19 protein-coding genes are annotated in these 25,910 nt (G+C 70.5%); 9 read left to right on the top strand and 10 right to left on the bottom strand.

Annotation, left to right across the window (positions count from 1 at the left end; translation table 11 throughout):
* Window positions 1-15: 15 nt before the first annotated feature.
* Entirely contained in the window at window positions 16-849 is an 834-nt protein-coding gene (trmB, locus tag ACFVAV_RS21810; protein ID WP_379036882.1) for a tRNA (guanosine(46)-N7)-methyltransferase TrmB, read from the bottom strand.
* 166 nt (window positions 850-1,015) lie between these two features.
* Here trmB and ACFVAV_RS21805 point away from each other — a divergent pair, with 166 nt between their 5' ends.
* The 3 genes from ACFVAV_RS21805 (at window position 1,016) to ACFVAV_RS21795 (ending at window position 5,825) form a co-directional block, all read left to right on the top strand.
* Window positions 1,016-2,125 (top strand): hypothetical protein, encoded by a 1,110-nt coding sequence (locus ACFVAV_RS21805; protein ID WP_379036881.1) that lies wholly within the window; start codon window positions 1,016-1,018, stop codon window positions 2,123-2,125.
* Window positions 2,112-3,743, top strand: coding sequence for a hypothetical protein (locus ACFVAV_RS21800; protein ID WP_379036879.1), 1,632 nt, complete (start codon window positions 2,112-2,114; stop codon window positions 3,741-3,743). Before ACFVAV_RS21805 ends, ACFVAV_RS21800 begins: the two co-directional genes overlap by 14 nt.
* 252 nt (window positions 3,744-3,995) lie before the next feature.
* The gene (locus ACFVAV_RS21795) at window positions 3,996-5,825 is read left to right on the top strand and encodes a phosphoenolpyruvate carboxykinase (GTP) (protein WP_379036878.1); all 1,830 of its coding nucleotides are present in this window, start codon (window positions 3,996-3,998) and stop codon (window positions 5,823-5,825) included.
* Between the two features lie 54 nt (window positions 5,826-5,879).
* On the opposite strand, the gene ACFVAV_RS21790 is transcribed toward ACFVAV_RS21795, so the two are convergent.
* A complete protein-coding gene (locus ACFVAV_RS21790; protein ID WP_379036877.1) occupies window positions 5,880-6,635 on the bottom strand; it encodes a phosphohydrolase in 756 nt (251 codons plus the stop codon).
* 114 nt (window positions 6,636-6,749) lie between these two features.
* Between ACFVAV_RS21790 and ACFVAV_RS21785 the strand changes: the two genes are divergently transcribed.
* The gene (locus ACFVAV_RS21785) at window positions 6,750-7,700 is read left to right on the top strand and encodes a GlxA family transcriptional regulator (RefSeq protein ID WP_379036876.1); all 951 of its coding nucleotides are present in this window, start codon (window positions 6,750-6,752) and stop codon (window positions 7,698-7,700) included.
* A 286-nt stretch (window positions 7,701-7,986) separates the two neighbouring features.
* Window positions 7,987-8,166: a hypothetical protein gene (locus ACFVAV_RS21780; protein WP_189034394.1), complete on the top strand. Its 180-nt coding sequence runs from the start codon at window positions 7,987-7,989 to the stop codon at window positions 8,164-8,166.
* Here the strand turns inward: ACFVAV_RS21780 and ACFVAV_RS21775 are convergent.
* Together ACFVAV_RS21775 and ACFVAV_RS21770 are read right to left on the bottom strand one after the other, a co-directional pair.
* Window positions 8,163-9,611, bottom strand: a complete 1,449-nt coding sequence (locus tag ACFVAV_RS21775; protein WP_379036875.1) for an aldehyde dehydrogenase — start codon at window positions 9,609-9,611, stop codon at window positions 8,163-8,165. The two genes, ACFVAV_RS21780 and ACFVAV_RS21775, sit on opposite strands and share 4 nt — an antisense overlap.
* Before the next feature lie 435 nt (window positions 9,612-10,046).
* Window positions 10,047-10,919 (bottom strand): class I SAM-dependent methyltransferase, encoded by an 873-nt coding sequence (locus ACFVAV_RS21770; protein ID WP_379036873.1) that lies wholly within the window; start codon window positions 10,917-10,919, stop codon window positions 10,047-10,049.
* Between the two features lie 155 nt (window positions 10,920-11,074).
* Here ACFVAV_RS21770 and ACFVAV_RS21765 point away from each other — a divergent pair, with 155 nt between their 5' ends.
* Window positions 11,075-12,244, top strand: coding sequence for a glycosyltransferase family 4 protein (locus ACFVAV_RS21765; RefSeq protein WP_379036871.1), 1,170 nt, complete (start codon window positions 11,075-11,077; stop codon window positions 12,242-12,244).
* Here ACFVAV_RS21765 and ACFVAV_RS21760 read toward each other — a convergent pair.
* Window positions 12,210-14,156, bottom strand: a complete 1,947-nt coding sequence (locus tag ACFVAV_RS21760; protein WP_379036870.1) for a hypothetical protein — start codon at window positions 14,154-14,156, stop codon at window positions 12,210-12,212. The genes ACFVAV_RS21765 and ACFVAV_RS21760 overlap by 35 nt on opposite strands.
* Window positions 14,157-14,446: 290 nt before the next feature.
* On the opposite strand from ACFVAV_RS21760, the gene ACFVAV_RS21755 reads away from it, so the two are divergent.
* On the top strand, window positions 14,447-15,757 hold the full coding sequence (locus tag ACFVAV_RS21755) for a polysaccharide biosynthesis protein (protein ID WP_379036869.1): 1,311 nt from the start codon (window positions 14,447-14,449) through the stop codon (window positions 15,755-15,757).
* Between the two features lie 63 nt (window positions 15,758-15,820).
* Here ACFVAV_RS21755 and ACFVAV_RS21750 read toward each other — a convergent pair whose 3' ends face one another.
* A complete protein-coding gene (locus tag ACFVAV_RS21750; RefSeq protein ID WP_379036868.1) occupies window positions 15,821-17,017 on the bottom strand; it encodes a DUF3068 domain-containing protein in 1,197 nt (398 codons plus the stop codon).
* 143 nt (window positions 17,018-17,160) lie between these two features.
* On the opposite strand from ACFVAV_RS21750, the gene ACFVAV_RS21745 reads away from it, so the two are divergent.
* Entirely contained in the window at window positions 17,161-18,351 is a 1,191-nt protein-coding gene (locus ACFVAV_RS21745) for an acyltransferase family protein (RefSeq protein WP_379036866.1), read from the top strand.
* On the opposite strand, the gene ACFVAV_RS21740 is transcribed toward ACFVAV_RS21745, so the two are convergent.
* The 4 genes from ACFVAV_RS21740 to ACFVAV_RS21725 form a co-directional block, all read right to left on the bottom strand.
* Entirely contained in the window at window positions 18,331-22,659 is a 4,329-nt protein-coding gene (locus tag ACFVAV_RS21740; protein ID WP_379036981.1) for an alpha-(1->3)-arabinofuranosyltransferase, read from the bottom strand. The genes ACFVAV_RS21745 and ACFVAV_RS21740 overlap by 21 nt on opposite strands.
* Window positions 22,640-22,810, bottom strand: a complete 171-nt coding sequence (locus ACFVAV_RS21735) for a DUF2613 domain-containing protein (RefSeq protein ID WP_022566695.1) — start codon at window positions 22,808-22,810, stop codon at window positions 22,640-22,642. The genes ACFVAV_RS21740 and ACFVAV_RS21735 overlap by 20 nt, the downstream gene beginning before the upstream one ends.
* A 67-nt stretch (window positions 22,811-22,877) precedes the next feature.
* Window positions 22,878-24,020: an isochorismate synthase MenF gene (locus tag ACFVAV_RS21730; protein ID WP_379036865.1), complete on the bottom strand. Its 1,143-nt coding sequence runs from the start codon at window positions 24,018-24,020 to the stop codon at window positions 22,878-22,880.
* 57 nt (window positions 24,021-24,077) lie between these two features.
* On the bottom strand, window positions 24,078-24,545 hold the full coding sequence (locus ACFVAV_RS21725) for a universal stress protein (protein WP_379036864.1): 468 nt from the start codon (window positions 24,543-24,545) through the stop codon (window positions 24,078-24,080).
* A 113-nt stretch (window positions 24,546-24,658) separates the two neighbouring features.
* On the opposite strand from ACFVAV_RS21725, the gene ACFVAV_RS21720 reads away from it, so the two are divergent.
* Window positions 24,659-25,828, top strand: a complete 1,170-nt coding sequence (locus ACFVAV_RS21720; protein ID WP_379036863.1) for a glycoside hydrolase family 3 N-terminal domain-containing protein — start codon at window positions 24,659-24,661, stop codon at window positions 25,826-25,828.
* Window positions 25,829-25,910 lie beyond the last annotated feature (82 nt).

The raw sequence follows: 25,910 nt of genomic DNA, 5'->3' as shown, positions 1-25,910 counted from the left end.
CGATCTCACTCACGCTCATCTGTCGATCTTCCCCCATATGAACTCGTTGATGGCGCTACCGGCACGCAGGCCTTTGCCCTCGAACTTGGTGACGGGCCGTTCGAAACCGATCGGCGCGGTGACGCGGTTGGCGGCGCTGTCGCCGCCGGTGGTGTCGTTCAAGCCGGTGAGCAGCGGTTCCGCCGAGCCTACTGCGAGGATGTGCTCGGCGTAATCGGCGTGGTCGGTGGCGACGTGCAGCACGCCGCCCGGCTTCAGCCTGCTGGCGATCAACGCGAAGGTCGGCGCCTGCAGCAGCCTGCGCTTGTGGTGCCGCGCCTTGGGCCACGGGTCGGGGAAGAACACCCGGACACCGGTCAGCGACTCCGGGGCAACCATGTTCTCGAGCACATCGACGGCGTCGCCGCGCAGCAACCGGATGTTACCGATCTCCTCGCGCTCGATCTGACAGACCAGCTGGGCCAGCCCCGGCTGGTACACCTCGATGCCGATCAGGTTCAGGTGCGGCTCGGCCTTGGCCATGGCGGCCGTCGCGGTACCGGTGCCGCAGCCGATCTCGATGACCAGCGGCGCGCTGCGCCCGAACCAGGCGTCGGCGTCGATCGGCTCGTTGGCGACGTCGCGTCCGATCACCGGCCAGGTGCGCTCCCAGGAGACCTGCTGATTCGGCGTCAGCGCGCCGCGCCGCGAGCGGAAGCTCGTGACGCGCGGGTACAGGCGGGAGCCGGTGGTCGAGCGACGGCCCGCCTCGTGCGGGATCTCGGAGAGTTTGGGGTGGGCCGGGGCGGTGGACGGCTGCCCCGGAACCGACTCGACAGGGTGGTTGGCGGCGTCGTTCACGACGTCCATTGTCCAGCATGCGCCGAGCTACGTCGCAGCCGACTGCGGCGGGCCGGGCGACGCGCGGTCGGATCGTGGCATGTAGCGGCAGTGTTGCCCCAGGTCGGCAGATGGTTCGCGACGGCCGGCCTCCCGCGGATCTGACAGAATGCCCTCGGAAAAGGGGGTGGGCAGAATGTCGACAGCCACCGAGTCCATACAGACACGGGCATCCGACCAGCTCGACCAGCTGATCTCCGCGCTCGCTGCGGGTCGGGGTGGGGATCCGGCGATCGCCGACCGGCTCGCCGCCGCGGTCGCGCGTCGTCGCCGTCCGCTGCACATCCAGGTGGCGGGGCGGGCGCTGAGCGGGCGCAGTACGGTGCTGCGCGCGCTGGCGTTGCTGTCGGCGGAGGAGACCCCGCCGGTCGACCAGCCGGGGCTGCCCGATCCGGTCCTCGACGGCGACCTCGTCATCTATGTCCTCGCCGGTGCGCCGCAGGCCGCCGACCAGCGGTTGCTCGCCACCCTGCCCCCCGGCCGCGGTGTCGTCGTGCTCAACAAGGCCGACGCGGTGGGCGCGCGCTGGGGCGAGGCGGTGGCCGCCGCCGACCGGTACGCGCGCGAGCTCGGCCTGCCGATCGTGCCGGTCGTCGCCTCGCTGGCCGCCCACACCAGGGCGGGCGCGGTGGACGCGGCCGACCTCACCGACCTGCGCAGGCTCGCGGTCGGCCCCGATGTGCCGTCCGTGCTGTCGGCCGATCTGTTCGTCGGCGCCGGCTCCGACCAGGACGCGCGCAGGCGGCTGATCGCCCACTGGGACCTGTACGGCGTCGACTGCGCCCTCACCGCCCTGCGCGCCGATCCCGACCTCAGCACCGCCGCGTTGATCCAGATCCTGCACTCCGCAGGCGGCATCGACCCGCTGCATCGGCTGGTGCATCGCCGCTACGAGCAGGTGGAGGCGGTCCGCGGCGGCGAACTGCTCGACGAGCTGACCAGGCTCGCCGCGCGCGCCGTCCCCGGTGACGGTGGCCGCGCCCGCGAACTCATCGAGCAGTACCTCATCGGCGACGACGCGCTGTGGACCGGACTGTGCGCGGGCCTGGCCTGTCCGCAGGTCGCCCACCTCGCCGCCGGCTACCCGTCGCCCGCACCCGCCGACGCCGACGAAGCCCTCGCCCGGGCGACCCGCTGGCGCGCCGTGGTCTCCAGCGACATGCCGCCCGCCGCCCGCCGCGCCGCCCTGCGCGTGCACAACGGCTATATCCGCGCCTGGGAACGGATGAGCAGTGCCGGACTCTGACAGACCCGGCGGCCCGCCCGCGGCCTCGTCGTCGACCGGCGATCCGGCACGCGACTGGTCGCCGGCCAGCCGCGGGCAGGCCGGTTCGGCGGCGACCGGCTCGGTGCGTTCCGAGAACGGAGGCGCGTCGGCAAGCGCGGCCGGGGGCGGGCCGACGGCGGAGGGTGAACGTGCCCTTCCCGCGGAGGCTGTGGCTGTGGTGGAGCGGTGGAATCCGCAGGGTGTGGCCTTGCTGCGGGCGATGGAACAGCCGGGCGCCGGCGCACGCGTCGTCCTCTACGCGGTCGACGACGCCAACACCACCCTGCTGCGCACCGAGCTGGCCCGCTTCGAACCGCGCATCGACCTGGCCGACCCGGCCACGCCCACGTCGGCCGAGGACCGGCCCGCCGCCCTGATCCTCTTCGACGCGGGCAGCGTGTTCGGAGCCGACGTGCTCGCCCTGATCGAGCGCCTGCGCGCCGCCGACCAGCGGATCGTGCTCGCCATGAACGGGTTCCACGCCTATCAGGACTGGCAGGCGATCCGCGAACGCAGCCGCGCCCTGCTCGCCGCGCGCGGCATCGCAGACCTCGACGTGCTCCCGGTGTCGGCGCGCCTGGCCGCCGCCGCCCGCGCCGCCGACGACTCCGCCCTGCTCGACCGCTCCGGCCTGGCCGCCCTGCACGCCGCGCTGGCCGCGGCGACCGCGCAGGGGCCCGCCGACGGCGCCCAGCGCCGCTCCGCCGTGCTGACCAGGGTGCTCACCGACACCAAGGCGCGGATCACCGAACAGATCACCGCGCTGCGCTCCGGCACCGACTCCACCCGGATCAGGGAGGAACGGGTCGCACTGCTGGCCGAGCGCGACGGCGGCCGCCAGACCGGCCTGTCCGCCGTGCGCAGCCAGGTCCAGCTGGCGCGCGTCGACCTGACCACCGAGGTCGGCGCGCTGGTGCGCGCGCTGCACACCCGTTCCCGCGCCGAACTGGACCGCTGCGACCGCGACGAACTGCGCGCCTACCCGCAGCGCCTGCAGCACGCGGCGGGCGACTTGTCGGTCGCGGTCGACACCGTGATCGACGACCGGGTGACCGAGACCGCCCGCCGGGTCGGCACAGCCGCGCCCGCCGCGCGCAGGCGCGATCCGGCCCCGCGTCTCGGTCCCGATCCCGCCCCCAGACACCGCGGTGTCGAAGATCACCTCATGATCGCCCTCGGCGCGTCGGCTGGCGTCGGCCTCGGTCGACTGATCGTCGCGCCGCTGTCGCTGGTGCCGACCCTGGACGTCGCGAGCGTCCCGGTGACGCTGCTGCTTGGCGCGGGTGCGGCCTACTGGGTGGTGCGTGCGCGGGCCCAGCTGGCCGAGCGCAATCACCTGGCGCAATGGGTCGCCGAGGCACTGGTGAATATAAAAGCCCTGCTCGAGCAGCGTGTCGCCGCGGTGCTTGTCGATGTGGAGGCAGAATTGGCCGAGCATGTGATCCGCGAATCGACGGCACGGGCGGTGGCTGTCGACCGTCGTGTCGCGGAGCTGGACGCGCTCGCGCGGCGGCTCGTCGCGGAGCGCCCGGCGCAATTGGCGGCGTGCGAGCGCGACGTCGCCGTGCTCGACCGCTGCGCGGCCACGATTGGCTGATCGACCTATGGGTAGTTATCAGGGAGCCAGATTCCTAACCCGATTCCGTATCGATCGTCATACCGCGTTAACCTTTAACCAGGAACCTGGGCGTCCGCTCCGTGCCAGTCGATGCGCGGCCTCCGTCCGTGGACGGCGCTGTACGCCGTCCATTTGGGGTTGTGCGGTGGTTGGTTCGCTGCGGACGCCTTCCCGCCCGGTGGCGATCGATGGACTTCGCATCGAAGAACCGCCCATCTCAGGAGAGTTTTCATGACCTCAGCGACCATTCCTGGTCTTCGTGGATCCGACGGCACGGCGCCGACCGAGCACAGTGAACTGCTCGCCTGGGTACAGGAAGTCGCAGAGCTCACTCAGCCGGATCGCGTGGTCTGGGCCGACGGCTCCGATGCGGAATGGGATCGCCTGACCACGCAGCTGGTCGAGGCGGGCACCTTCAAGAAGCTCGACGAGAAGAAGAAACCGAACTCGTACCTGGCGTTGTCGGACCCGTCCGACGTCGCCCGCGTCGAGTCGCGCACCTACATCTGCTCCAAGACCGCGGCCGACGCCGGTCCGACCAACAACTGGGTCGACCCCGCCGAGATGCGCGCCACCATGACCGAGCTGTACCGCGGCTCGATGAAGGGCCGCACCATGTACGTGGTGCCGTTCTGCATGGGCCCGCTCGGTGCCGAGGACCCCAAGCTGGGCGTGGAGATCACCGACTCCGAGTACGTCGTCGTCTCGATGCGCGTGATGACCCGCATGGGCCAGGCCGCGCTCGACAAGCTCGGCGCCGACCGCCCGTTCGTGAAGGCGCTGCACTCCGTGGGCGCGCCGCTGGCCGCGGGCCAGGCCGACGTGCCGTGGCCGTGCAGCGACACCAAGTACATCACCCACTTCCCCGAGGACCGCGAGATCTGGTCCTTCGGTTCCGGCTACGGCGGCAACGCCCTGCTCGGCAAGAAGTGCTACTCGCTGCGCATCGCCTCGGCGATGGCGCACGACGAGGGCTGGCTGGCCGAGCACATGCTGATCCTCAAGCTGATCTCGCCCGAGAACAAGAACTACTACGTCGCCGCCGCGTTCCCGAGCGCCTGTGGCAAGACCAACCTCGCGATGATCCAGCCGACCATCCCGGGCTGGCGCGCGGAGACCCTGGGCGACGACATCGCCTGGATGCGCTTCGGCGAGGACGGCCGCCTCTACGCGGTGAACCCGGAGTTCGGCTTCTTCGGCGTCGCGCCGGGCACCAACCGCAGCTCCAACCCCAACGCGATGGCCACCATCGAAGCGGGCAACACCGTTTACACCAACGTCGCGCAGACCGACGACAACGATGTGTGGTGGGAGGGTCTGGAAGGCGACCCGCAGCACCTGATCGATTGGAAGGGCAACGACTGGACGCCGGACTCGGAGGGCCACGCCGCCCACCCGAACTCGCGTTACTGCACCCCGATGTCGCAGTGCCCGACCCTGGCTCCCGAGTGGGACGACCCGCAGGGTGTGCCGATCTCGGCGATCCTGTTCGGTGGTCGCCGCAAGACCACCGTCCCGCTGGTGACCGAGTCCTTCGGCTGGGAGCACGGCGTGTTCATGGGCGCCACCATGGGCTCCGAGCAGACCGCCGCCGCCGAGGGCAAGGTCGGCACCGTCCGCCGCGACCCGATGGCGATGCTGCCGTTCCTCGGCTACCACGTGGGCGATTACCTCAACCACTGGATCAACCTCGGCAAGAACGCCGACGCGGACAAGCTGCCGAAGATCTTCTACGTCAACTGGTTCCGTCGTGGCGAGGACGGCCGCTTCCTGTGGCCCGGATTCGGTGAGAACTCCCGCGTGCTGGAGTGGATCGTCGGCCGCATCGAGGGCCGCTCGGGCGCCGCGGTCACCCCGGTCGGCAACGTCCCCGCGGCCGCCGACCTGGACCTGGAAGGCCTCGACGTGGTCGTCGCCGACGTCGACGAGGCGCTCGCGGTGAACGCCGACGAGTGGCGCAAGGAGATCCCGTCGATCGAGGAATGGTTCGAGTTCGTCGGCGACAAGCTCCCCTCGGGCGTGCGCGACGAGTTCGAGGCACTCAAGGAGCGCCTGGGCTGATCGCCCCCTGATCGACGAAACCGCCCGTACCGCATTCGGTACGGGCGGTTTCGGCTATTCGGCGAACGGCGCCAGTTTGATCAGCTGCAGGAAGCCGGTGCCCTTGAGCCAGTGGATGCGGCCGTCGGGTACCGCCTCGGCCTCGGCGTCGAAGCAGGCGATGAGGCGCTGCTTGAGGTCGTGGCGTGGGTGGCGGGCGAGCAGGTCGCCGACGAATGCGGCGTCGAGGTCGGACAGGCGCCTGCCGAGGACGTCGACCGATGCGCCCGCCGAGACGAAACCGCCTGGGTCGCTGAGGTTTCCGGCCGCGTCGGGATTGAGATGCGTGGCGATCGCGGCGCCGATCGACTCGGCGCGCTCGGCCGGTGCGCCGTGGCGCAGTGCGAACGCGTTCGCCGATTCGCCGCTGACCACGGCGAAACACCTTCCCGGCGTGGGTGTTTCGAGTGTCAGATCGTGCAGCAGGCTGGCCACGTAGCCGATCTCGTCGTCGTAGTCGACTTTGTCGAGCTCGGCCAGCGCGCGGGCGAAGAAGTAGGTGCGGTAGGAGTGCGCCAGCATGGAATCCGAAAGCTGTTCGCGCGCTTCGACTTCCGCGGCGCGGGCGAGTGCGGTGTCCGGCAGGCGCAGCTCGGCGAGGTCGAGCCGCCCGGCGCCGCGGCGGCCGAGCGCATGGCGGATCCGGCCGAACATCAGTGTGGGCGCGGTGCGCAGCAACCCGACGGTCAGGGCACGGCGCTGGGCGGCGGTGAGATTTCCGCCGGTGCGGGTGGCCCAGTCCCAGTCGAGAGCGGGTGTCACAGTGAGCATGGTCGATCTCCTCCGACGCGGTGTTTCGGCTGCCCGTCGAGTGTCGCGGAGCGGGCAGGCTCGGTGAAGTGGCGGAAATGCCAGCAATGCGTGGATACGTGCCAAACTGAAGACATGATAGAGGTCGCCGCGCTCGCGCTGGACGGGGTGATGACCTTCGACCTGGCCTGTGCGGTGCAGGCGTTCCGGCACGGACCCGGTGTCACCGGCGAGCCGGTGGGTTTCCGGATGCGCACCTGTGGCGTCCGGGCGGGTCCGGTGTGGACGCCGAACGGCTTCGACCTGCATGTCGAACACGGTGTGGAACTGCTGGCCGAGGCCGACCTGATCGTCGTCCCCGGTATCGGCCTGCCGACACTACCCACCCCGGAACCCGCCCTGGACGCCCTGCGCGCGGCGGCGGACCGCGGGGCGACGATCGCGAGCATCTGCATCGGCGCGTTCGTCCTGGCCCAGGCCGGCTTGCTGGATGATCGCCCCGCGACCACCCACTGGGGCTACTGCGACCAGTTCGCCCAGCTCTATCCCGCGGTGAAACTCGACCCGTCGGCCCTCTACATCGACGACGGCGACATCCTGACCTCGGCGGGCCTGTCCGCGGGCCTCGACCTGTGCCTGCACATCGCGCGCCGCGAGCTGGGCGCGGCGGCGGCCGCCGACCTCGCGCGCTGGAACGTCGTGCCACCGCACCGTGAGGGGGGCCAGGCGCAGTACATCCCGCAGCCGATGGGCGGCGCCGATCCACACGGTGGCCTGGCCGCGACGCTGACCTGGGCGGTCGCGAATCCCGAAGACGCCTTCGATGTTCCCGCGCTCGCCGCGCACGCGCTGATGAGCGAGCGGACGTTCATCCGCCGGTTCAAGGCCGAGGTCGGCACCACGCCGCGCGCCTGGCTGGACGCGCAACGGCTCGGCCGGGCGCGCGAAATGCTGGAGGTCACCGGGCTACCGGTGGAGACGGTCGCGCAGCGGTCGGGGTTCGGCAGTGTGACGGCGTTGCGCGATCACCTGCGCGCCGCGACCGGGCTCACGCCGTCGGCGTATCGGCGCTCGCTCCGGCACTGATCCGGCCCAGCGCCGGTTTCACTGCTGATTTTCAGGGCTGTAAACGGTGTGGAGCCGGGCAAGCGAACTCAGAGTTTCCCGATCACTTCCGTCGCGGACGATTTCCCCGACTCGATTGTGGGTATATCTGTCGATGTCAGAGGGTTGCTGCCTGCGGATGGGCGCTGTCACCTATATTTCTGGTCAGGATCCTCCGCACGTCGCACCATCCGAGCTAACTCCCTTTCGAGACTCGAGTGCCGCAGACGCGGTCCCGACGAGATCGATGCTGAGAGGTGGTTGACGCATGACCGATCTGGTGACCGGATACAAGTCCGACGCCTACTCGAGCACGCCACTGCAACGAGTGGCGGGCCGCTTACAACGGGCCCTGCCGCCGGGGTGGCGGGTCGACGTGGTCGACCTACCACCCCGGGGCCAGGTGGCCGGACAGCCGGTACTCCGGGTCGTGATGCCGGAGAACTAGCCCGCGGTCCAGCCCATCGGCATCAGCACCGACTTCTGCTCGCAGAACGCGTCGAGCCCCTCGGGGCCGTTCTCGCGGCCGATACCCGAGTTCTTGTACCCGCCGAACGGTGCGGTGGGATCGAACGCGTACCAGTTGATCGCGTAGGTGCCGGTGCGCACCTTGGCCGCGATCTCGACGCCGTGCTCGATGTCGGTGGTCCACACCGAACCGGCCAGGCCGTAGTCGGAGTCGTTCGCGATGGCGATCGCCTCCTCCTCGGTCTCGTACGGGATCACCGAGAGCACGGGCCCGAAGATCTCCTCCTGGGCGATGGTGCTCGCGTTGTCGACGTCGGCGAAGATCGTCGGCTCGACGAACCAGCCGCGCTCGACGCCCGCGGGCCTGCCGCCGCCGAGTACCAGGCGCGCGCCTTCTTCCTTGCCCTTGGCGATGTAGCTCTCCACCCGGTCGCGCTGCTTCTCGCTGATCAGCGGGCCGAGCTGGGTGGCGGGATCGGTCGGGTCGCCGGTCTGCATGGTCTTGACGTGGGCGACCAGCGCGTCGACGATCTCGTCGTAGCGGCTGCGCGGCGCGAGGATGCGGGTCTGCGCGACACAGCCCTGCCCGCTGTTCATCAACCCGGAGAACGCCAGCACGGGGATGCTGGCGGCGAGGTCGACGTCCTCGAGCACGATGGCGGCCGACTTGCCGCCCAGTTCCAGCGAGACGGTCTTGAGCTGCTCGCCCGCCAGCGCGGCGAGCTTGCGGCCGACCGCGGTGCTGCCGGTGAAGGTCACCTTGTCGACGCCGGGGTGGCCGGCGAGGTATTCGCTCTCCGCCGCGTCGGCGGGCAGTACCGAGAGCACGCCGTCCGGGAGCCCGGCCTCGGTGAAGATGTCGGCGAGGAGGTTGGCCGTCAGCGGGGTCAGCGGCGAGGGCTTGAGCACCACGGTGCAGCCGGCCAGCAGGGCGGGGCCGAGCTTGTTCGCGGCGAGGAACATCGGGACATTCCAGGCGGTGATCGCCGCGACGACACCGCGCGGTTCCCGTGAGACACGGGAGGTTCCGAACAGGCCGGTGCGAGTCTCGTTCCACTGGAACGTCTTAGCCAGTGCCGCCCAGGCGTCGAGCGCGGCGACGGCCGGAATCTGGTTGAGTGTCAAGGCGGCTAACGAAGGTGCGCCCATCTCCGCGGTGAGCGCGGCGAGCAATTCGGGCGAACGCTGCTCGATCAGTCGGGCCGCCCTGGTGAGCACCTCTGCTCGTTCCAGTGGCGGTGTGGATGGCCACGGTCCGCTGTCGAAGGCGTCGCGGGCCGCGGCGACCGCCGCGTCCACATCGGCCTTCGTTACCGCGGGCACGCTGCCGACGGTCTCCTCCGTTGCGGGTGAGACCACGGAAATGCGGTCACTACCGGCAGGGGTGGTCCACTTCCCGCCGATGAACAGACTGTCGTAGTGCATAAGAACACGTTACAGTTTTGTGGCCAGGTTGTCTGCAACACGTTCTAATTCGCTGTCCCGCAACAACTGTGAACAGGGCGAATTCCAACCTGTCGGTTCGCTTTTCGGGAAAACGCACTATTGCGTTCTGTTGGTGAAAAGGGGATGCTTTAGCTACTGATCAGCTCGCTCGATTCATCAGACCGTAACAGCGAATTGGGGAGACCGACTCATGGCTGTGCAAGTGATCGGCCGATCGTTGATGACCAGCGACCAGACCGACCATCAAGCGAAGAGTGTGGGCAGCGGGGGATGGGTTGTGTCCTTCCTGCCGGGCCGCACGCTCACGATCGAGCAGGCAACTGCCGCCATTCAGGCCGCCGAGGTGGTCGCGATGGTGGGGGTACTCGCCGATCAGGTCGGACTGACCACACTGGAGACCGTGGGCCTGGCGATTCAGGAGTCGCCGTGGGCCAGCGCGTTACCAGCACCTGCCCGCAGGTCGCGTCGGTTGAGCTGGCTGGGCTGATCGACCTTGGTGGCGACGACCACCAGGTTGCTCACCAGTAGCTCGCGGATCACCGGAACTCGAACAAGCCACCACGCCCAGCGCGGGTGATAGCGGGGGAACACTGTTCGTACGTCGGCCGAAGTCGTTGCCGCCCAGCGCAAACCGTCGGCAGCGGTCACCGCGAACAGCGACCTGCCGAACCGGTTCTTGGGTTCGCGCCCGTGCTTGCGACGGTACCGGCGGGCGGCGTACTCGCCGCCGAGGTAGTGCCAGAGGCCGGTCTCGTGACCGCCGAACGGTCCGTGCCACACCGTGTAGGAGAACACGATGAGGCCGCCGGGCTTGGTCACGCGCACCATCTCCTCCGCCATCACCCACGGCTGCGGCACGTGCTCGGCCACGTTCGAGGAGAAGCAGACGTCGAAGGCGTTGTCGCGGAACGGCAGCGCCATCCCCGATCCGCGGACCGAACCGGAAACCCGCAGGCCGGCGGCGTGCATCTCCGACGGATCGGGCTCGACCGAGACGTAGCGCGCGCCCGCCGCGGTGAACTCGTCGGCGAAGTACCCCGGGCCGCCGCCGACGTCGAGGACGACGGTGCCGTCGAGGTCGCGGCCTGCGATGTCGGCGTAGAAGTCGCTGATCAGGTCGGCGCTGTCGGTGGCGATGCCGCCGTAGAACCTGGCCGGGTCGGACTGCTCGAACCGGAAGCTGGTGAGCAGCCGCAGCGAGCGGCGCAGCGTCGCGCGGCGCGCGAACCTGGACTGGTCGCGGCGCTGGACGTGCTGCTCGGTTCTCGGCAGGGATGCGGTCGGCACGGGCAGAGTTTATGGGCAGCGCCGCCGGGGCCGCTCGTGTGGTCCAGCCGGACACAGCGGGACGGGCGTGCCGATATCGATGTGTAGCGCGGAACACACCCGCTAGGGTGGGTGCCGACCTTTGTCCTCGACCTACCCGATTGCGAGCCCCGAACGTGCGTGAAGTCCTCCTGCTGTGCTGGCGAGACACGGGGCACCCGCAGGGCGGCGGCAGCGAGCGGTACCTGGAGCAGGTCGGCGCCCAGCTGGCCGCCCGCGGCGTCAAGGTCACCCTGCGTACGGCCGGTTATCCGGGTGCGCCCCGGCGTGAGCGGATCGACGGCATCGACATCAGCCGCGCCGGTGGCCGGTTCACCGTGTATCCACGGGCGCTGGTCGCCATCATGGCCGGTCGGCTCGGGATCGGGCCGCTGCGCGGCGTGCGCCCCGACGTCGTGATCGACACCCAGAACGGCATCCCCTTCTTCGCGGGCGCCACCGGCGTGCCCTCGGTGGTGCTGGTGCACCACGGTCACCGCGAGCAGTGGCCGGTCGCGGGCAAGCTGGTCGGGCGGATCGGCTGGTGGATCGAGTCGCGCCTGTCGCCGCGCGTGCACCGCGCCAACCAGTACCTCACCGTGTCGCTTCCCTCCGCCGAGGAGCTGGCCGTGCTCGGCGTCGACCGCGAGCGCATCGCCGTCGTCCGCAACGGCGCCGAACCGGTGCCTGCCGAGGTCGTTCCCGGCGCCGAAACCACGCGCGCCGATCATCCGCGCATCGCCGTCCTGTCCCGCCTGGTTCCGCACAAGCAGATCGAGGACGCGCTGACCGCCGTCGCCGCCCTGCGTCAGCGGTTCCCCGACGTGCACCTCGACGTCATCGGCGACGGTTGGTGGGCGCCGAACCTGCGTGCCTGCGCCGACGAGCTCGGCATCGCCGACGCCGTCACCTTCCACGGGCACGTCGACGAACGCCGCAAGCACGAGATCCTGTCGACCGCGTGGGTCCACGTCATGCCCTCCCGCAAGGAGGGCTGGGGTCTGGCCGTCATCGAAGCGGCCCAGCACGGTGTGCCGACCATCGGCTACCGCAGCTCGCGCGGGCTCACCGACTCCATCGTCGACGGCGTCACCGGACTGCTGGTCGACGATGCGCCCGCGCTCGCCGAAGCGGCCGGTGACCTGCTGGCGGATCCGGACACCCGCCTGATGATGGGTGAGAAGGCGCGGGCGCGTGCCCATGAATTCTCCTGGGAACAAACAGGTTCCGGGGTTTACGAAGTGCTGTCCGCTGCTGCCCGTGGTGCTTTCGTCACCGGGTTGGTCGCGCCGCCCGCGCAGGGCTGATTCGCGGTAGCAGTGCGGCGGTGAGCAGGCCGCCGACCAGCAAGGCCGCCCACAGCAGGTGGGCTGCCGCGGATATCCACCGCTGTGCCGGTGTGGCGATATCGGTGGGGGTGTGGCCCGGTATGCGATACAGGGCCAGGTCGGCGTCCTGATAGGCCAATTCCGCTGCGGTGAGCGTCTTCTCGGAGTCGCCGAGTGGGCCGGGGGTGGTGCGCTCCACGACGATCCAGCCGACGCCGAGTGCGGCGATCTCGGCGGGTGTCGCGCCACGCAATAGTGCGTCCTCGACGGTGCGAGCCCGATTGCCCTCGCCGGTGACGGCATAGCCGCGGACCCGGAGTTCACCGGTTTGCAGGACGTCGTTCGGGAGGATGCGCGGGGCCGGGTCGAGGACGGGAGCTGTTCCGCTGTACTGGAATCGGCGGAACATGCCGGCCGGGAGGACGGCGACGTCACCGGGTGCGTCCATGCGGTCGACGACCTGCGCCCAGCCGGCTGGGTAATGCGCCGGGCGCATCGTGCCGCCCACCCCCCACGCCAGGTCGGCCAGCGGCAGGATCAGCAGCGCGATGAAGAGGACTGCGACAGCGGAGGCTCCGGCAGCGCTGCGACTCGGTGCGTCTGCCGCGCCCTTCGGCTGGTCAGTGGGTTCGCGGAGATCGGTAGCTGCCTCGGAACCATCGACCGCGTATCGGCGCCACCAGAGGCTGACTGTCCGGCATGCAGCCGCCGCGCACAGTGCATAGGCGGGCATCGCCAGCGCCACGTACTTCTGCGTATCGCGCAGCAGACCTGCCCCGGGAATATGAACCACCAGCCACTCACCGACCGCGAGCCCCACACTGGTCGCTCCGAGGGCTGGTAGCACGATGGCCACAGCCGCGATGATCAGCAGGGTCCGGCCGTCTCGCCCGAGCCGCCACACTGCTCGCACACCGAGCGCGACGATGCCGAGCAACAACACCGTCCCGACCAGTGCCAACGGGGTCGTCCTGGTGACAGGCACCGCCTCGCTGTTCCAGATCCCACCCAGCCCGGCGAGACTGCCCAGCGTGCCGAGCCACGGTTCGGCCCTGGCCGCGAACGCCGACACCCCCGCCGGATCAGACGGCTCCGCACCCGACCCCAGCACCGTCGCCGTCAGCCACGGCGCACAGGTGGCGATCCATAGGACCGCGGCAGGCAGGAAAGCGCGTCGCCCGACCAGCGCGAGCCCGATGATCGCGGCCAGCAGCGATCCCGTCGGCGTCAGCCCGGCAGCCGCGAAACCGGCGGTGAGCGCGGCCCAAGCGCCGGATGACCAACTCGAGGCAGCACGCCCCACGTCGCCCCTGGCAGGTCGATCGACCGAGTCGCTGGGTGCTGCGCTCGCGGGAGCACCTATTGGCGTGCGGGTGTCCGTGCCTGCCCTTGTGGCCGTTTTGGCGGCGGCAAGGGGGCGGTGTCGCTGTGTCGCTTGCCTGACTCGGACGGCTGCCAGCGCGGTCCAGGGGAGGGCGGCGTAGCCCGCGAGCAGGCTCCAGTGGCCTTGCAGGAGGCGTTCGGCGACGAAGGGGTTCCAGAGGGCGAGGGTGGCGGCTACCAGTTGGGCGGGGGTCGATGCGGCCAGGAATTCGCGGGTGAGGACGGCGGCGCCGTAGCCGGCCGACCACAGGGCGACGATCAGGATCGCCTTCACGAGGAGGCCGCCGTCGATCATCGCGGACAGGACGGCGAGGAGGGCGTCCTGGGGGACCGCACGTGGTGCGGCGGCGCCGAGGCCGAGGGCGGAATCGGTGAGGAAAGAGCGTGGGGTGCTGACGGCGTCGCGGAGCAGCAGGTATCCCGACCCGGCCAGTGGTCCGACGATGATCAGCGCGAGCAGTGCGCAATATCCGGCCACCCAGGCCCTCGCACGCCGATCTCCCGTCACGCCACTGCACCTTACGTCCCGTCGATCGCCCAGCAACCCGGCGGGCCGGGCCGGTCCGATCCGCCGTCGTGGGGTGCCGTCGTGTGCCTGCCACGATGCGGGCGGCCCGCGAGGCGAGTGCGGGCCCGTTCTCGGGGCCGCCGGCCCCGCGGCGGGCAAGGTGAGTCCGCTCGGACTCACATTTTCGGGGTAGTGGTGATACGAAGCGCGCGGAGGTGCGACGATGGGGCGTGTCCTCGGTCCGTCGCCCCCCTGTCGTTGCTGACCTGACCTGGGTGACGGCCGGCGCGATGACCGCCAACGTCGCCGGGTACCTGCTGCAATTGCTCGCAGGCCGCTGGCTCGGCGTCGCCGGGTACAGCGAGTTCGCGAGCCTGCTCGCGGTGCAGCTGCTGTGCGCGGTCCCCGCCCTGGCTATGCAGAACGTGGTGGCGCGCGAGGTCGTCCTCGGTGCCGATCTGCGCGCGGTGCGGGCGATGCAGTGGCGCTGCGCCGCACTGGTCGCCGCGGTCGCCGTGGTGCTGGTGCCGGTGGTCGCCGGGGTACTGCACGTCGGCGTGTGGGCTGCCGCCGCCGCGCTCGGTGCGGCGCCCGCGCTGGTCGTACTGTCGGGCGAACAGGGAATTCTGCAGGGCGGCAATCATTTCCGTGCGCTGGCCACGGTGCTCGCGATGGCCGGGACGGCGCGCGTGGCACCCGCACTGGTCGCACTCGCCCTCGGCGGCGGCGCGGCCGGTGCACTGTGGGCAGGCGCGGCGGGCATCGTCTGCGCGGCGATCATCGCCGGACGCATCGCCCGGTCGACGGCGCGCGCGCACGATGTCGGCGGGTCATCCGGCTCGGCCCCCGACACGTCGGACAAGTCGACCCCTGCCGAGTCCGGCGCGCAATCGGGCGGGATGGCTGGAGCACCCACGCAGACAGGCGAGGGCGGATCGAAGCGCGGACCGGCAGCGGCCCGTGCGAGCCGGGCGATCGGTGTCCTTCCGGTGCTGCGTGCGGTTCAAGTGCAGGCGGCACTGATGGCGCTGTCCTCGGTGGACCTGATCGTGGTCCGCATCGTCCTCGACGACGTCGACGCGAGCCGCTACTCACTGGGCACCATCGCCACGAAGATCGCGTTCTGGCTGCCCCAGGCGGTAGGCGTCGTGCTGTACCCGCGCATGGCCCAACCTGCGCATTCGGCGCGCGCGATTCGCGACGCCCTCTCGGTGCTCTCGGTGATCGGTGTCGTCGCGGTGATCGGGGCCGCGGTGGCCGCGCCGCTCGCGCCGCTGTTCGCCGGGCAGGATTACGCACCCATCCAGAGCATGCTGTGGGTGTTCGCCCTGCACGGCGCGATCCTGGCGGTCCTGCAAGGTGCCCTGCTGTCCGCGATCGCCGTCGAGCGCACCGCCTTGGCCGCCGTCACCTGGATCGGCTTGGCCCTCGAGGTGACCCTGATGCTCACCTTCGCCCGCACGATCGGTTCCCTGATCACCATCGCGGTCTCGGTAGCCGCCGTGACCACCGTGATCGTCGCGGTCGTCGTCCTGCGCACCGCCGCCCGCGGCGGCCCTCCTGCTGCGGCGCCGACCGTCAGCAGCGGTACCGCCTCGTAGCCGATCACACGAACGAAGAACGGCCCCGGTCGGAAGACCAGGGCCGTTCGCGGAGCAGTGTCCTCAGGGACGCTTGTCGATGTCGATCTGTTCGGTCGGCGCGTCGTAATCGCCGCGGGGGAACTGGGTGGTCGGCGCGTCGTCGGCGCCCCACCGCGTGGTGGGGGTGTCGTCCGGGGCCGCCGTCGGAGCGGGGGTCGGGCGGCGGCCGCGCGGGCTGGCGTGGGCCGGGGCGCTACCGCCGCGCAGGCCGAGGAACAGGCCGGCGAGCACGGCGATCACGCCGAGGATGCCGAACACGATCGGCACGATGCGGCCGAACAGCGACAGCTTGTCGATGTTCTCCTTGGCGATCGAGATCTGCGACTCGACGGTCGACTCGTCGAACACGATGTGCGACTTGAGCGCGGTCACCTCGGGCTTGTCGGCCGAGCGGGCGTAGAACAGGTGGATCGACTCGCCGCCCTTGATGACGGTGCCGGTCTGCGGCTCGACCCACAGGTCACGCACGTTGGTGTAGTAGCGGGTCATGGTGACCGGGGTGTCGGCGGGCACGTCGGTCACGCCCCACTTCGACGCGGGCAGGGTCAGCCGGTTGGCCGGCGCCTGCACGACGTCCCAGGTGCTGGTGACCGGCGCGGTCATCTGGAAGTGGTAGACCTTCATGCTGTTGATCTCGGTCTCTTCGATGAAGTTCGCGTCGAAGGACTTGCGCACGTTGATGTCGAAGTACGGGTACGTCTTCTGCTCGGTGCCGATCGGGAAGCGGTAGCCGAGACCGGTGTGCTGCACCGGCTCCATGACACTGCCGTCCTTGTTGACGGTGACCGCGATCGAGCCGTTGGGCTCGGTGTCGACCGGCATGCCGGTGGTGCGCGAGATGGTGACCCGGTCGATGGTCGCGGTGAGCAGGCCGGTGTCGCCCTGCACATCGGTGCGGCGCAGCGTCTGGCCTGCCTGCAGCGTCATATCGTTCGCGTCGGAGGGCTCCTCGACGGTGACGAAGCGCTGGGAGATCAGCGGCACGTCCTTGTTCACGACGGCCGGACCGTCGCCGGTGGTCAGCGACTTGGAATCGAGGACGAGGCTGTCCTCACCCTTCTGGTTCTCCGCGATCGTGGTGATCTCGAGGTCGAGCGGAGTCTTGGCCACCTTGCTCACGGTGTAGGTGGGGATCATCAGCGCGGCGACGAGTAATGCCGCGCCCAGACCCACGAGCACGCAGGCGACCGTCCTTCTGGTACCGGCACTCAGTGCCATGCAAACTCTCCTCGTCGTTCGAACACGGATCCTCCGGTGGTCTGGTATTGCACCGGCCCTCGTGAGCCCCGACACTAACAGCCCGGCCTTACAGAGTGCGGCGCTGCGCCCGGTAAATCGCCGACCGGGCAAAATGGGGAGCGATGACAACCGCCACCGCCCCCGTCCCCGCGCCGCGCGCCTTCATTCCCGCATTGGAAGGCATGCGTGGGATGGCTGCGCTCGGCGTCTTGCTCACCCATGTCTCCTTCCAGACCGGAGCAGGCAAGGTCGCGGTGCTCGGCCCGATCCTGGAGCGCTTCGACATGGCGGTCGCGGTGTTCTTCGCGCTGTCGGGCTTCCTGCTGTGGCGCCCGCACGCGGCGGTGGCGCACGGCATGGGCCGCGCGCCGACGACCGGCCGCTATCTGCTGCATCGCCTCATGCGCATCGTGCCCGCGTACTGGGCCGTCGTGGTGTTCGTGCTGCTGTTGCTGCCCGGCGCCGCGCAGTCGGCGAACCTGCGGGTGTGGGTGTCGAATCTGTTCCTGCTCCAGGTGTTCGTCCCCCTGACGCTCACCGAGGGCCTCACGCAGATGTGGAGCCTGTCGGTGGAGGTGGCCTTCTATCTGGTGCTGCCGCTGCTGGCCTGGTCGATCGTGTGGTTGCGCGGCCCGGCGGCCCGCTGGCGGGTGCCCGTGCTCTGCGGGCTGATCGCGGTGAGCCTGACCTGGAACCTGTGGCCGGTGCCGACACCGGACGCCATCCACGCCGACAACTGGCTGCCCGGCTACCTGCCGTGGTTCGCGGCGGGCATGGTGCTCGCCGAACTGATCCACCAGGTCAGGCCCGGTGCCTGGTGGGGCAAGCTGTTCTCCTCGCAGCCGCTGATGTGGGCGCTGGCGCTGGCCGCGTTCCTCGTCTCGGCGACCGAGTTCGGCGGTCCGGCGGGCCTGGAACGTGCCGAGCCGTGGCAGTACGCGATGAAGATGCTGCTCGGCATGATCATCGGATTCGGCCTGCTCGCCCCGCTGGTCCTGCGCCCGGCCGACGCCGCGCCGCACCGCTGGCTCGAATCGCCGACCGCCCTCACCCTCGGCCGCTGGTCCTACGGCATCTTCCTGTGGCACCTCGTCGTACTGACCATGGTCTTCCCGGTGTTCGGCATCCTCCCGTTCAGCGGCCAGTTCGGCTATGTCCTCGTGCTGACCACCGCCCTGACCATGCCGCTCGCCGCCGCGAGCTTCGCGCTGATCGAGGACCCGGCACGTCGCCTGGCCCGCCGCTGGGACCGGGCCGTGGCCGCTCGCAAACGGGCCGAGCCGGTCGCCGAGTCAGCGCCGTCGACGCGGTAGCGCCGCGACACCGACCGCGACGACAGCGATGACGGCGGGCGCCTGCGCCCACAGCGAGCCACCCATATAGGGCGTCCCCGAACGCCACGTCCCCGTCGACAGCGCGGCCGCCGAGATCAGCGTCCCCAACCCGGCCACCCATGGCAGCGCCTGGGCGGTCATCGTGGGCCGGAAGCGGCTACAACCCAGCGCGATCAGCGTGAACACCGCGCCGACCGGCCCCGACACGACCGTGACCACACCGGTCAGCCCGACCGCGGCGGCCCAGCGAACACCCCAGGTCACCGGCGCCGGACCGGCATCAGGCACCGCGCGCCGCCGCGGGATCGCCAGCAGCACCAGCGGAATCAACAGCAGCAGACCGCCGAAGATGGCGAGCCGGTACCAGCGGTCGGCCGGGAACGACACGGTGATCTGCCCGGTCGTGCCCGCCGGGACGACCCACGCCTGCTGCCAGCCGTCGACCACCACCGGCGACAGTTCCCGCCCGTCGGCCGTGTGCGCCGCCCAGCCGACATTCGTGCTGAGCGGCAGGACGAGCAACTGGGTGCCGGGAGCGGTGGGCGCGGGCGCGATCGGATCGGTGCGGATCAACCGCAGCCGGTCGACCGTGAACAGCTCGGTCGGTGCGACGGTGAGGTCGGGATGCCCTGGCAGCAGCTCGACATCGGCCGCGTCCTCCGCGCACGCCCGCGCGGAAACCGGTGCGCCGGAACGGAGTTCGTCGGCGGTGGCGGTGATTGTGGTGTGTACGGTGCGGCCGCCGATCGCGATTACCGGCCCGTCCGCGCAGTCGATGGTGACGAGCCGATCGCCCGCCGCGGGTGCGGGGTACTCGGGGCCGAGCACCTCCACCTCGGCGAGCCCGGCGGGCTGGGAGAGCACGAAGCCGAGCGCGGTGCGGTCGAGCACCTCGTTCCAGCTCTGGATGCTGATCTCGACGCGGTCGGTGACCGTGGGGTACAGCGAGATCCGCGCGGGCTCGCCGTGTTCGCGCTCGGGGAGTTCGCGGACCTGCGGACCGTTGCCGAGGTTCACCACGACGGCGGTGGCGGTGGCGGGCAGTCCGCCGAGCGCGGTGGTGAGATCGAGCCCGGTGACCTCGGTGGGCTCCGGAAGTTCCAGCACCAGTGTGGGTTTGGCGCCCGCGAGACTGCGCACAGTCGACTCCGGCGCCGTCCAGGTGGTCTTCGGATCGCCGTCGGTGGCGGCGAACGCGGCGCCACGCAGGTCGCCGACATCGGCCTTGCCGCGCGCCACGGGCCGGGTGTGGTCGGTGAGCAGCGCCTCCAGCGCGGGGCCTGGCCGGGTGCGGACGGTCAGCTCGGTGGTGGCGGTGAGCGGCTCGGGGACCGAGAGCGTACGGCCGAAGACGCCGGGTTCCTCGGCGGGCAGCCCGAGTCCCTTGCTGCAGTGCACCCGGTCGGGACCGTCGAAACACGCACTGCGACCGGGGAATTCCTGTCCGAGGTCCCATCCGGTGACCGTGGTGCCCGGCGCGACATCGGGGAGCACGATGCGATGCCGGATATCGACGGGGACCGGCGCGTCCCGCACCGTGTAGTCGTCGAGGGTGAGTTCGCTGATCCCGAATTGGCCACCGCTGGTGCCGGTCTCGGTCTGCGCGGCGGTGATCATCACCCAGTCGGTCTTGCCCGCGGGCAGCGGAACATTCACGGGCGCACCGGGTTCGGTGATCCGCGCCGACACCGTGCCACGTGAGGTGCGGACCTCCACCCACTTCACCGGATCGCCCAGCGCGGCCGCCGTGGTGGTGAACCGCAGCGAGCCCGTCGTGATCGGTTTGTCGAGATCGAGCCGGAGCCATTGTCCGAGTGCGGATTCGGCGCCGTTGCTGATCCAGGCGGTACTCGGATCGCCGTCGACCGCGGCGGCGGTGGAGCTGCCGGGGGCCGAGCCGCCGATCTGGGTGGCATCGGCCGCGGAGCTGGATGCGGTGACCTTCGCGCCCGACCACTCGCCGCGCACCAGCGGAGTGCCGTCGACCGGATAGTCGGGCACCAGATTGTGGGTGCGGCGCGCGTCGTCGGCGGCGCGCACCGCGGAGTTGTGATTGTCGACCCGCCCGAAGTCGGTCTCACGATCCATCGGCGTATCGGTCAGCAGCGTCGGTTTCGGCGGCAGCCCGGCCCGCGCGGCGTCGGCGGCGAGAAGTACCGGGGCCGTGGGGTTTCCGGTATCGCGCCGGATCCGCTCCAGCACTTCGGGGCCGCCCTGCACGACCGGCACCGAGTCCAGCGCGACGGTGTACGCGCCGGGGAACCCGGGCGGCGCGCCGGTGCCGCTGTGGACGTCGACGGGGGTGCCGGGAGGCGGCACCTCGACCCGGTAGATCTCGATCGCCGGATAGGCGGGCTGCAGATCGTTGTCCACGACCAGCCCGGCGTCCGCCGCGCGCGGCCCGATCAGATCGCCGAATTCGGCGACTTTCGTCAGCCCCGGCGAACCCTCGATCGCGCGGTGCGCCAGCATCGGCCGGGTCGATCGCGAGGTCTCGGGGTCGAGGTCGTTGCGCAGCACCAGAACTCCGATGCCCTGGTCGGCGAGGGTGGCGGCGAGTCCGGTCGACGGCCTGCCGTCGGCGATGAGCCGCTGCACCGAATCCATCGCGCGGATGGTGCCCGGCGGATTCAGCGGGACCGAATCACGCACGGCCCAGGGCGTGCTCGCCAAGGCTTGCAGCGGTTCGTCGCGGGTGAGTCCCCAGATCTGGCTGCCGAACGGCGCGCCGGGCACGACCAGCGCACGGGTGTCGGCGGCATTGTCGGCCAGCCAGTCCGCGGTCTCGGTCCAGTACGCGGGCACCTGGTCGTAGGCGCCGCGCGGCGCGAGCTTGCCGGTCCACGCCAGCGAGGTGGCGAGGGTGAGCGCGGCCAGGATCAAGGCGGCGACGGCGACGCGCCGGTCCCGCTCCGGGTGGGCGAACGTGTTGCGCCACTCCCGCAGCGGCACCGAGGCGGGCAGGGGCACCCGGCCGAGCAGGTGCGCCAGGCCGATCACCAGGGGCAGCCGGATCAGCGGCTCCAGCTTGTGCACATTGCGCAGCGGCGCGCCGCTGGAGTCGAGGAACACCCGCACCGATTCGGCGAACGGGCCACCGAGCTCACCCACGTATCCGGCGCTGATCCCGGCCAGGCCGACGAGCAGGATCAGCGCGAACCTGCCCCGGTACGGCATGGACGAGCGGGCCAGCCCGGCCATGCCCGCCGCGGCGAGCAACCCGGTCGCCAGCACCGCCGCGGGCTGGGTGACCAGCACCGCGCCCGCGATGCGCTCTGGGGACACGAACGGCGTCCAGCTGTCCGTGCCGCGCAGCACCTCGCTCAGCGAGGCCCACTGCGTCGTCACCCCCGAGGACTCGATGTAGTCGAGGAACGGCGGGCTTACCTTGCCGAGCAGCAGCAGCGGCACCACCCACCAGAAGGTCGCCAGCACCAGCAGCGGAATCCAGGCCGCCGTGAACCGCCACCACCGCCGATTCGGCCGATACGAGGCCCACCACAGCGCGGCGGGCAGGAACGCGGCCACGGTCGCCACCGCGTTCACCGAGCCCATCAGGGCAAGTGCGAGTGCGCTCCCGGCCGGCGAGAGCGCACCACCGCGCCGGATCGCCCGGGATCCGCCGCCCGGATCCGCGTCGCCGGGCGTGGTCGCCGTCGAGCCTTGATCACCGGGCTCGGCCGCTGTCGTGCCGTGACTACCGGGCCCGGTAGCAGCCGCACCTCGCCGATTTCGCAGGGTGACCCCCAGCGCGGCGGGCGCGAGCAGCACCCACGGCGCCAGCATCATCGGCAGCGTTTCCGACGAGATCGAGCCGAGCGTGGTGAGCACGCGCGGCGACAACGCGAACGCGATACCGGCGATCACCCGCGACCCGCGCGCGCCGACGCCCAGCGTTTCGCACAGCTTGACGATGCCCCAGAATCCGGCCAGCAGCAGCAGCGCCCACCAGATGCGCTGGGTCACCCAGGCGGGCAGGTTCAGCAGGTGCCCGGCGGAGAAGAACGTGCCGTGCGGGAAGAAGTAGCCGTAGGCCTGGTTCTGCACCTGGCCCATCGGAGCCTGACTGCTCCACAGGTGCGATGCCCGCGCGAGGAAACCCAGCGGGTTCTGCGCGAGGTCGTATTTGGTGTCCGCGACGGTGAGCCCTGGCGCCTGCGCGAATGTCAGGACGAAGGCGGCTACGACCGTGCCGACGAACCAGCGCCAACCCAGTGGTGCCGTGTCCGGTTGCCCCGCTAGGGGGCGTGACGCGCCGGCGTCGGACTCAGCGGCTGCCGTATTCAGGGGCGTTGAGCAGCGAGGAGTCCTTGTCACCGCTGCGGTCGATCGAGGGCGCCGTGTTCTGCTGCACCGCTGCCGTGATCGCGAAGACGGCGATTGCGCTCAGCAGGGCGCCGCCGACCGCGCTGGCAACAGCCGGAACAGCAAACTTCATCGCGCACTCCAATACGCTCGACGTCGGGGTGGTACTCCGGTCAACCTAGCAGGTGCGGCCCGCCAGGTCAGTCTTCGGGCACGTGGCAATCCAGCGCGCCGAGCAGCGTCCGGAATTTGGCGGTGGTCTCGGCGAGCTCGGCCCGCGGATCGGAGGCGGCGACGATTCCGCCGCCCGCGCTCGCCCGCAGCGTGCGCCGGTCGGCCGCGAGTTCGGCGCCCCGGATGGCGACCACCCATTCGCCGTCGCCGTCGTCGGCGCACCAGCCGACCGCGCCGCCGTAGAAGCCGCGCTGTGGTTCGTCGGCGACGATCGCGTCCAGCGCGGCCCCGAAGGGGGTCCCGTTGACGGCCGGTGTCGGGTGCAGCAGCAACGCCAGGTCCAGCGCCGTCGTCGACGGGTCGCGCAGCACGCCGTGGATGGGCGTGGCCAGGTGCCAGACCTGCTCGGTACCGAGCAGTTCCGGCGCGGCCGGAATGTGGAGTTCGGTGCAGACCGGATCCAGCTGCCGCCGGATCCACTCGATCACGAACGCGTGCTCGTCGTGGTTCTTGGTGCTCGACAGCAATTCGCGCGCCTGCGCGGCATCGGCATCCGGATCGGCGTGCCGGGGGAGGGTGCCCGCCAGCGGATGCAGGCTGACGCGAGCGCCGTGGCGGGCGACCAGTACCTCGGGGGTGGCGCCGAGCAGGATCTCGCCGGGCCTGCCCGCCACCGACAGATCGACCACGTACACACTCGCCGCCGGATGCCTGGTCAGCAGGTGCCCGGCCAGCACCTCCGGATCGAGCGGCGCCTCGGCCGCCAGCACCATGCTGCGTGCGGCCACGACCTTGCGTAACTCGTTCGCGGGGTCGCCGAGCTGGTCGACGAGCTTGGTCACGCGCGCGATGTGGTCTGCGGGACTGGGCAGTTCGCGGACGACCCGCACCTCCGGCAGCTCCGGCAATGCCGCGGGCCGCCACGGGCCCGCGGTGTGCACCGCTGTTTCGGGCTGCCAGAGCGCGGCGGGTTCCCTCGGATCGAACGGCAGTGCTCCGACGATCAGCCGCGGCGCCGGTGCGTCGCCGGATCGCGGGGTGGACTCGGCCACCGCGGCGTCGCGCCAGGCACGCAGCGCCGCGACCGCCTGCCGAGGATCGGCGTAGGTCGCGCGCACGCCCGTGGCCGCCAGCACGGCGTCGGGTCGGGCGAGCAGGAACGGTTCCATGGTGGTTCGACCATAACGCCGGCACCACCGCCGCCGGTCGGCGGAGCGATCGAACTCTCAGTGCTCGGGCGGCACCAGGAAGACCGGCCGGTGCCCGTGCTTGAGCACCGCCTCGGCGACGCTGCTGTGCAGCAGCGCGCGCAGCCCGGTCGCGCCGCGGGTACCGGCGACGATGAGGTCGACATCGAGTTCGTCGGCGCAGTCGACGATCGCGTTCCAGATCGTGGTCGTGCACTCGACGGTCCGTGGCTCGGCATCGATTCCGGCCAGTTTGGCCAGGTGCACACCTTCGGCGTTGATCTTGCGGGCATCGGTGTAGGCGATGTCCTCGATCTCCTCGTCGGGAACCCAGTCCGGCTGCATCACGCCGGCCAGTCCGGAGATGCGGGCGGCCTGGCGCACCATCGGCTCCCAGGCCGTGAGCAGGATCGCGCGCTCGGCGGTGAGGAAGCGGCCCGCGTACTCGACGGCGCGCTTGGCGTGTTCGGAACCGTCGTAGGCGATGAGCATCCGATCGCAAGCCATGACGACCTCCTGCGCAGGTCCAGCGTCTGTTCCCACAGGTTACCCCCGCATTCGGCGATTAGATCGTGTACCGGTGACGCGGTTCGGCGGCGGACACGGCTACCGTGGAGCACATGCGGAAATCGCCTGTGGTCGTGTTCGCAGTCCTGGCCGCCGTCGCCACCGCCTGTTCGGGAGGTTCGTCGCCTGAGACGACCACCGCGGCGACCGGCACCGGCCTTCCCACGTCGTCCCCCGCGGGTGCGCCCGCGACGGGCGCCCCGGCCCAAAGCCCGTGCGGCGCCGACTATCTAGCGAAATTCACCCAGCGGGAGAAACTCGCCCAGCTGCTGACCGTCGGCATCACCGGCTCGGCCGATGCGACCAATGTGGTGAGCACCGAGCAGGTCGGCGGCATCTTCATCGGCAGCTGGACCGATCCGGGGCTGATGGACAAGACCCAGCTGGACGCGGTGAAGGCGCTGGCCAAGGCGCCGTTGATGGTGACCATCGACGAGGAGGGCGGCCGCGTGTCGCGCGCCAAGAGCGTGATCGGCGCGATCCCGTCGGCCCGCGTGATCGCGCAGACCCAGACGCCGGAGCAGTACTACCAGAACACGCTGACCAGGTCGAAGGCGTTGAAAGACCTGGGTGTCACGGTGAACTTCGCCCCCAGTGTCGACGTGAGCAGCCAGCCCGACGACAGCGTCATCGGTGACCGCTCCTTCAGCGACGACCCGCAGGTGGTGACCGAATACGCCGGCGCCTACATCCGCGCGGCCAACGAGGTCGGCCTCGGCTCGGTCATCAAGCACTTCCCCGGTCACGGCTCCGGTTCCGGTGACTCGCACACCGGCGCGGTCCGCACGCCGCCGCTGTCGGAGCTGCAGGACAAGGATCTGGTCCCGTTCCGCGAACTGGTGGACTCCGGCGCCGCGGTGATGGTCGGCCACCTGGACGTGCCGGGGCTGACCGAACCCGATGTGCCCGCGAGCATCAGCCCGGCCGCGATGTCGCTGCTCCGTGAGGGCACCGGGTACGGCGCGCCGCCGTTCGACGGCCCGATCTTCACCGACGATCTCGGTGGCATGGCGGCCATCACCGCCCGCATGTCGATCGCCGACGCGGTCGAGGCCTCGCTGGTCGCCGGCGCCGACAATGCCCTGTGGATCAGCACCGACGCGGTGCCCCAGGTGCTCGACCGTTTGGAACAGTCGGTGGCGAGTGGCAAACTGCCCGCCGACCGGGTCGATGCTTCCGTGCTGCGGATGGCGCGCTACAAAGGCGCACCGCTGGGCTGCTGAGGCACTCGGCGACTGTGCGGCAAATGGGTGGCCCTGATCTTACCTTGGAGTAAGATAGAAGTTCACCCTGCGGTAGGAGAGT

The sequence above is a fragment of the Nocardia sp. NPDC057663 genome, from assembly GCF_042799895.1.
GTDB lineage: Bacteria > Actinomycetota > Actinomycetes > Mycobacteriales > Mycobacteriaceae > Nocardia.
Note: the sequence above shows the minus strand (reverse complement) of the source record. Positions and strands in the feature narration are given on the sequence as shown.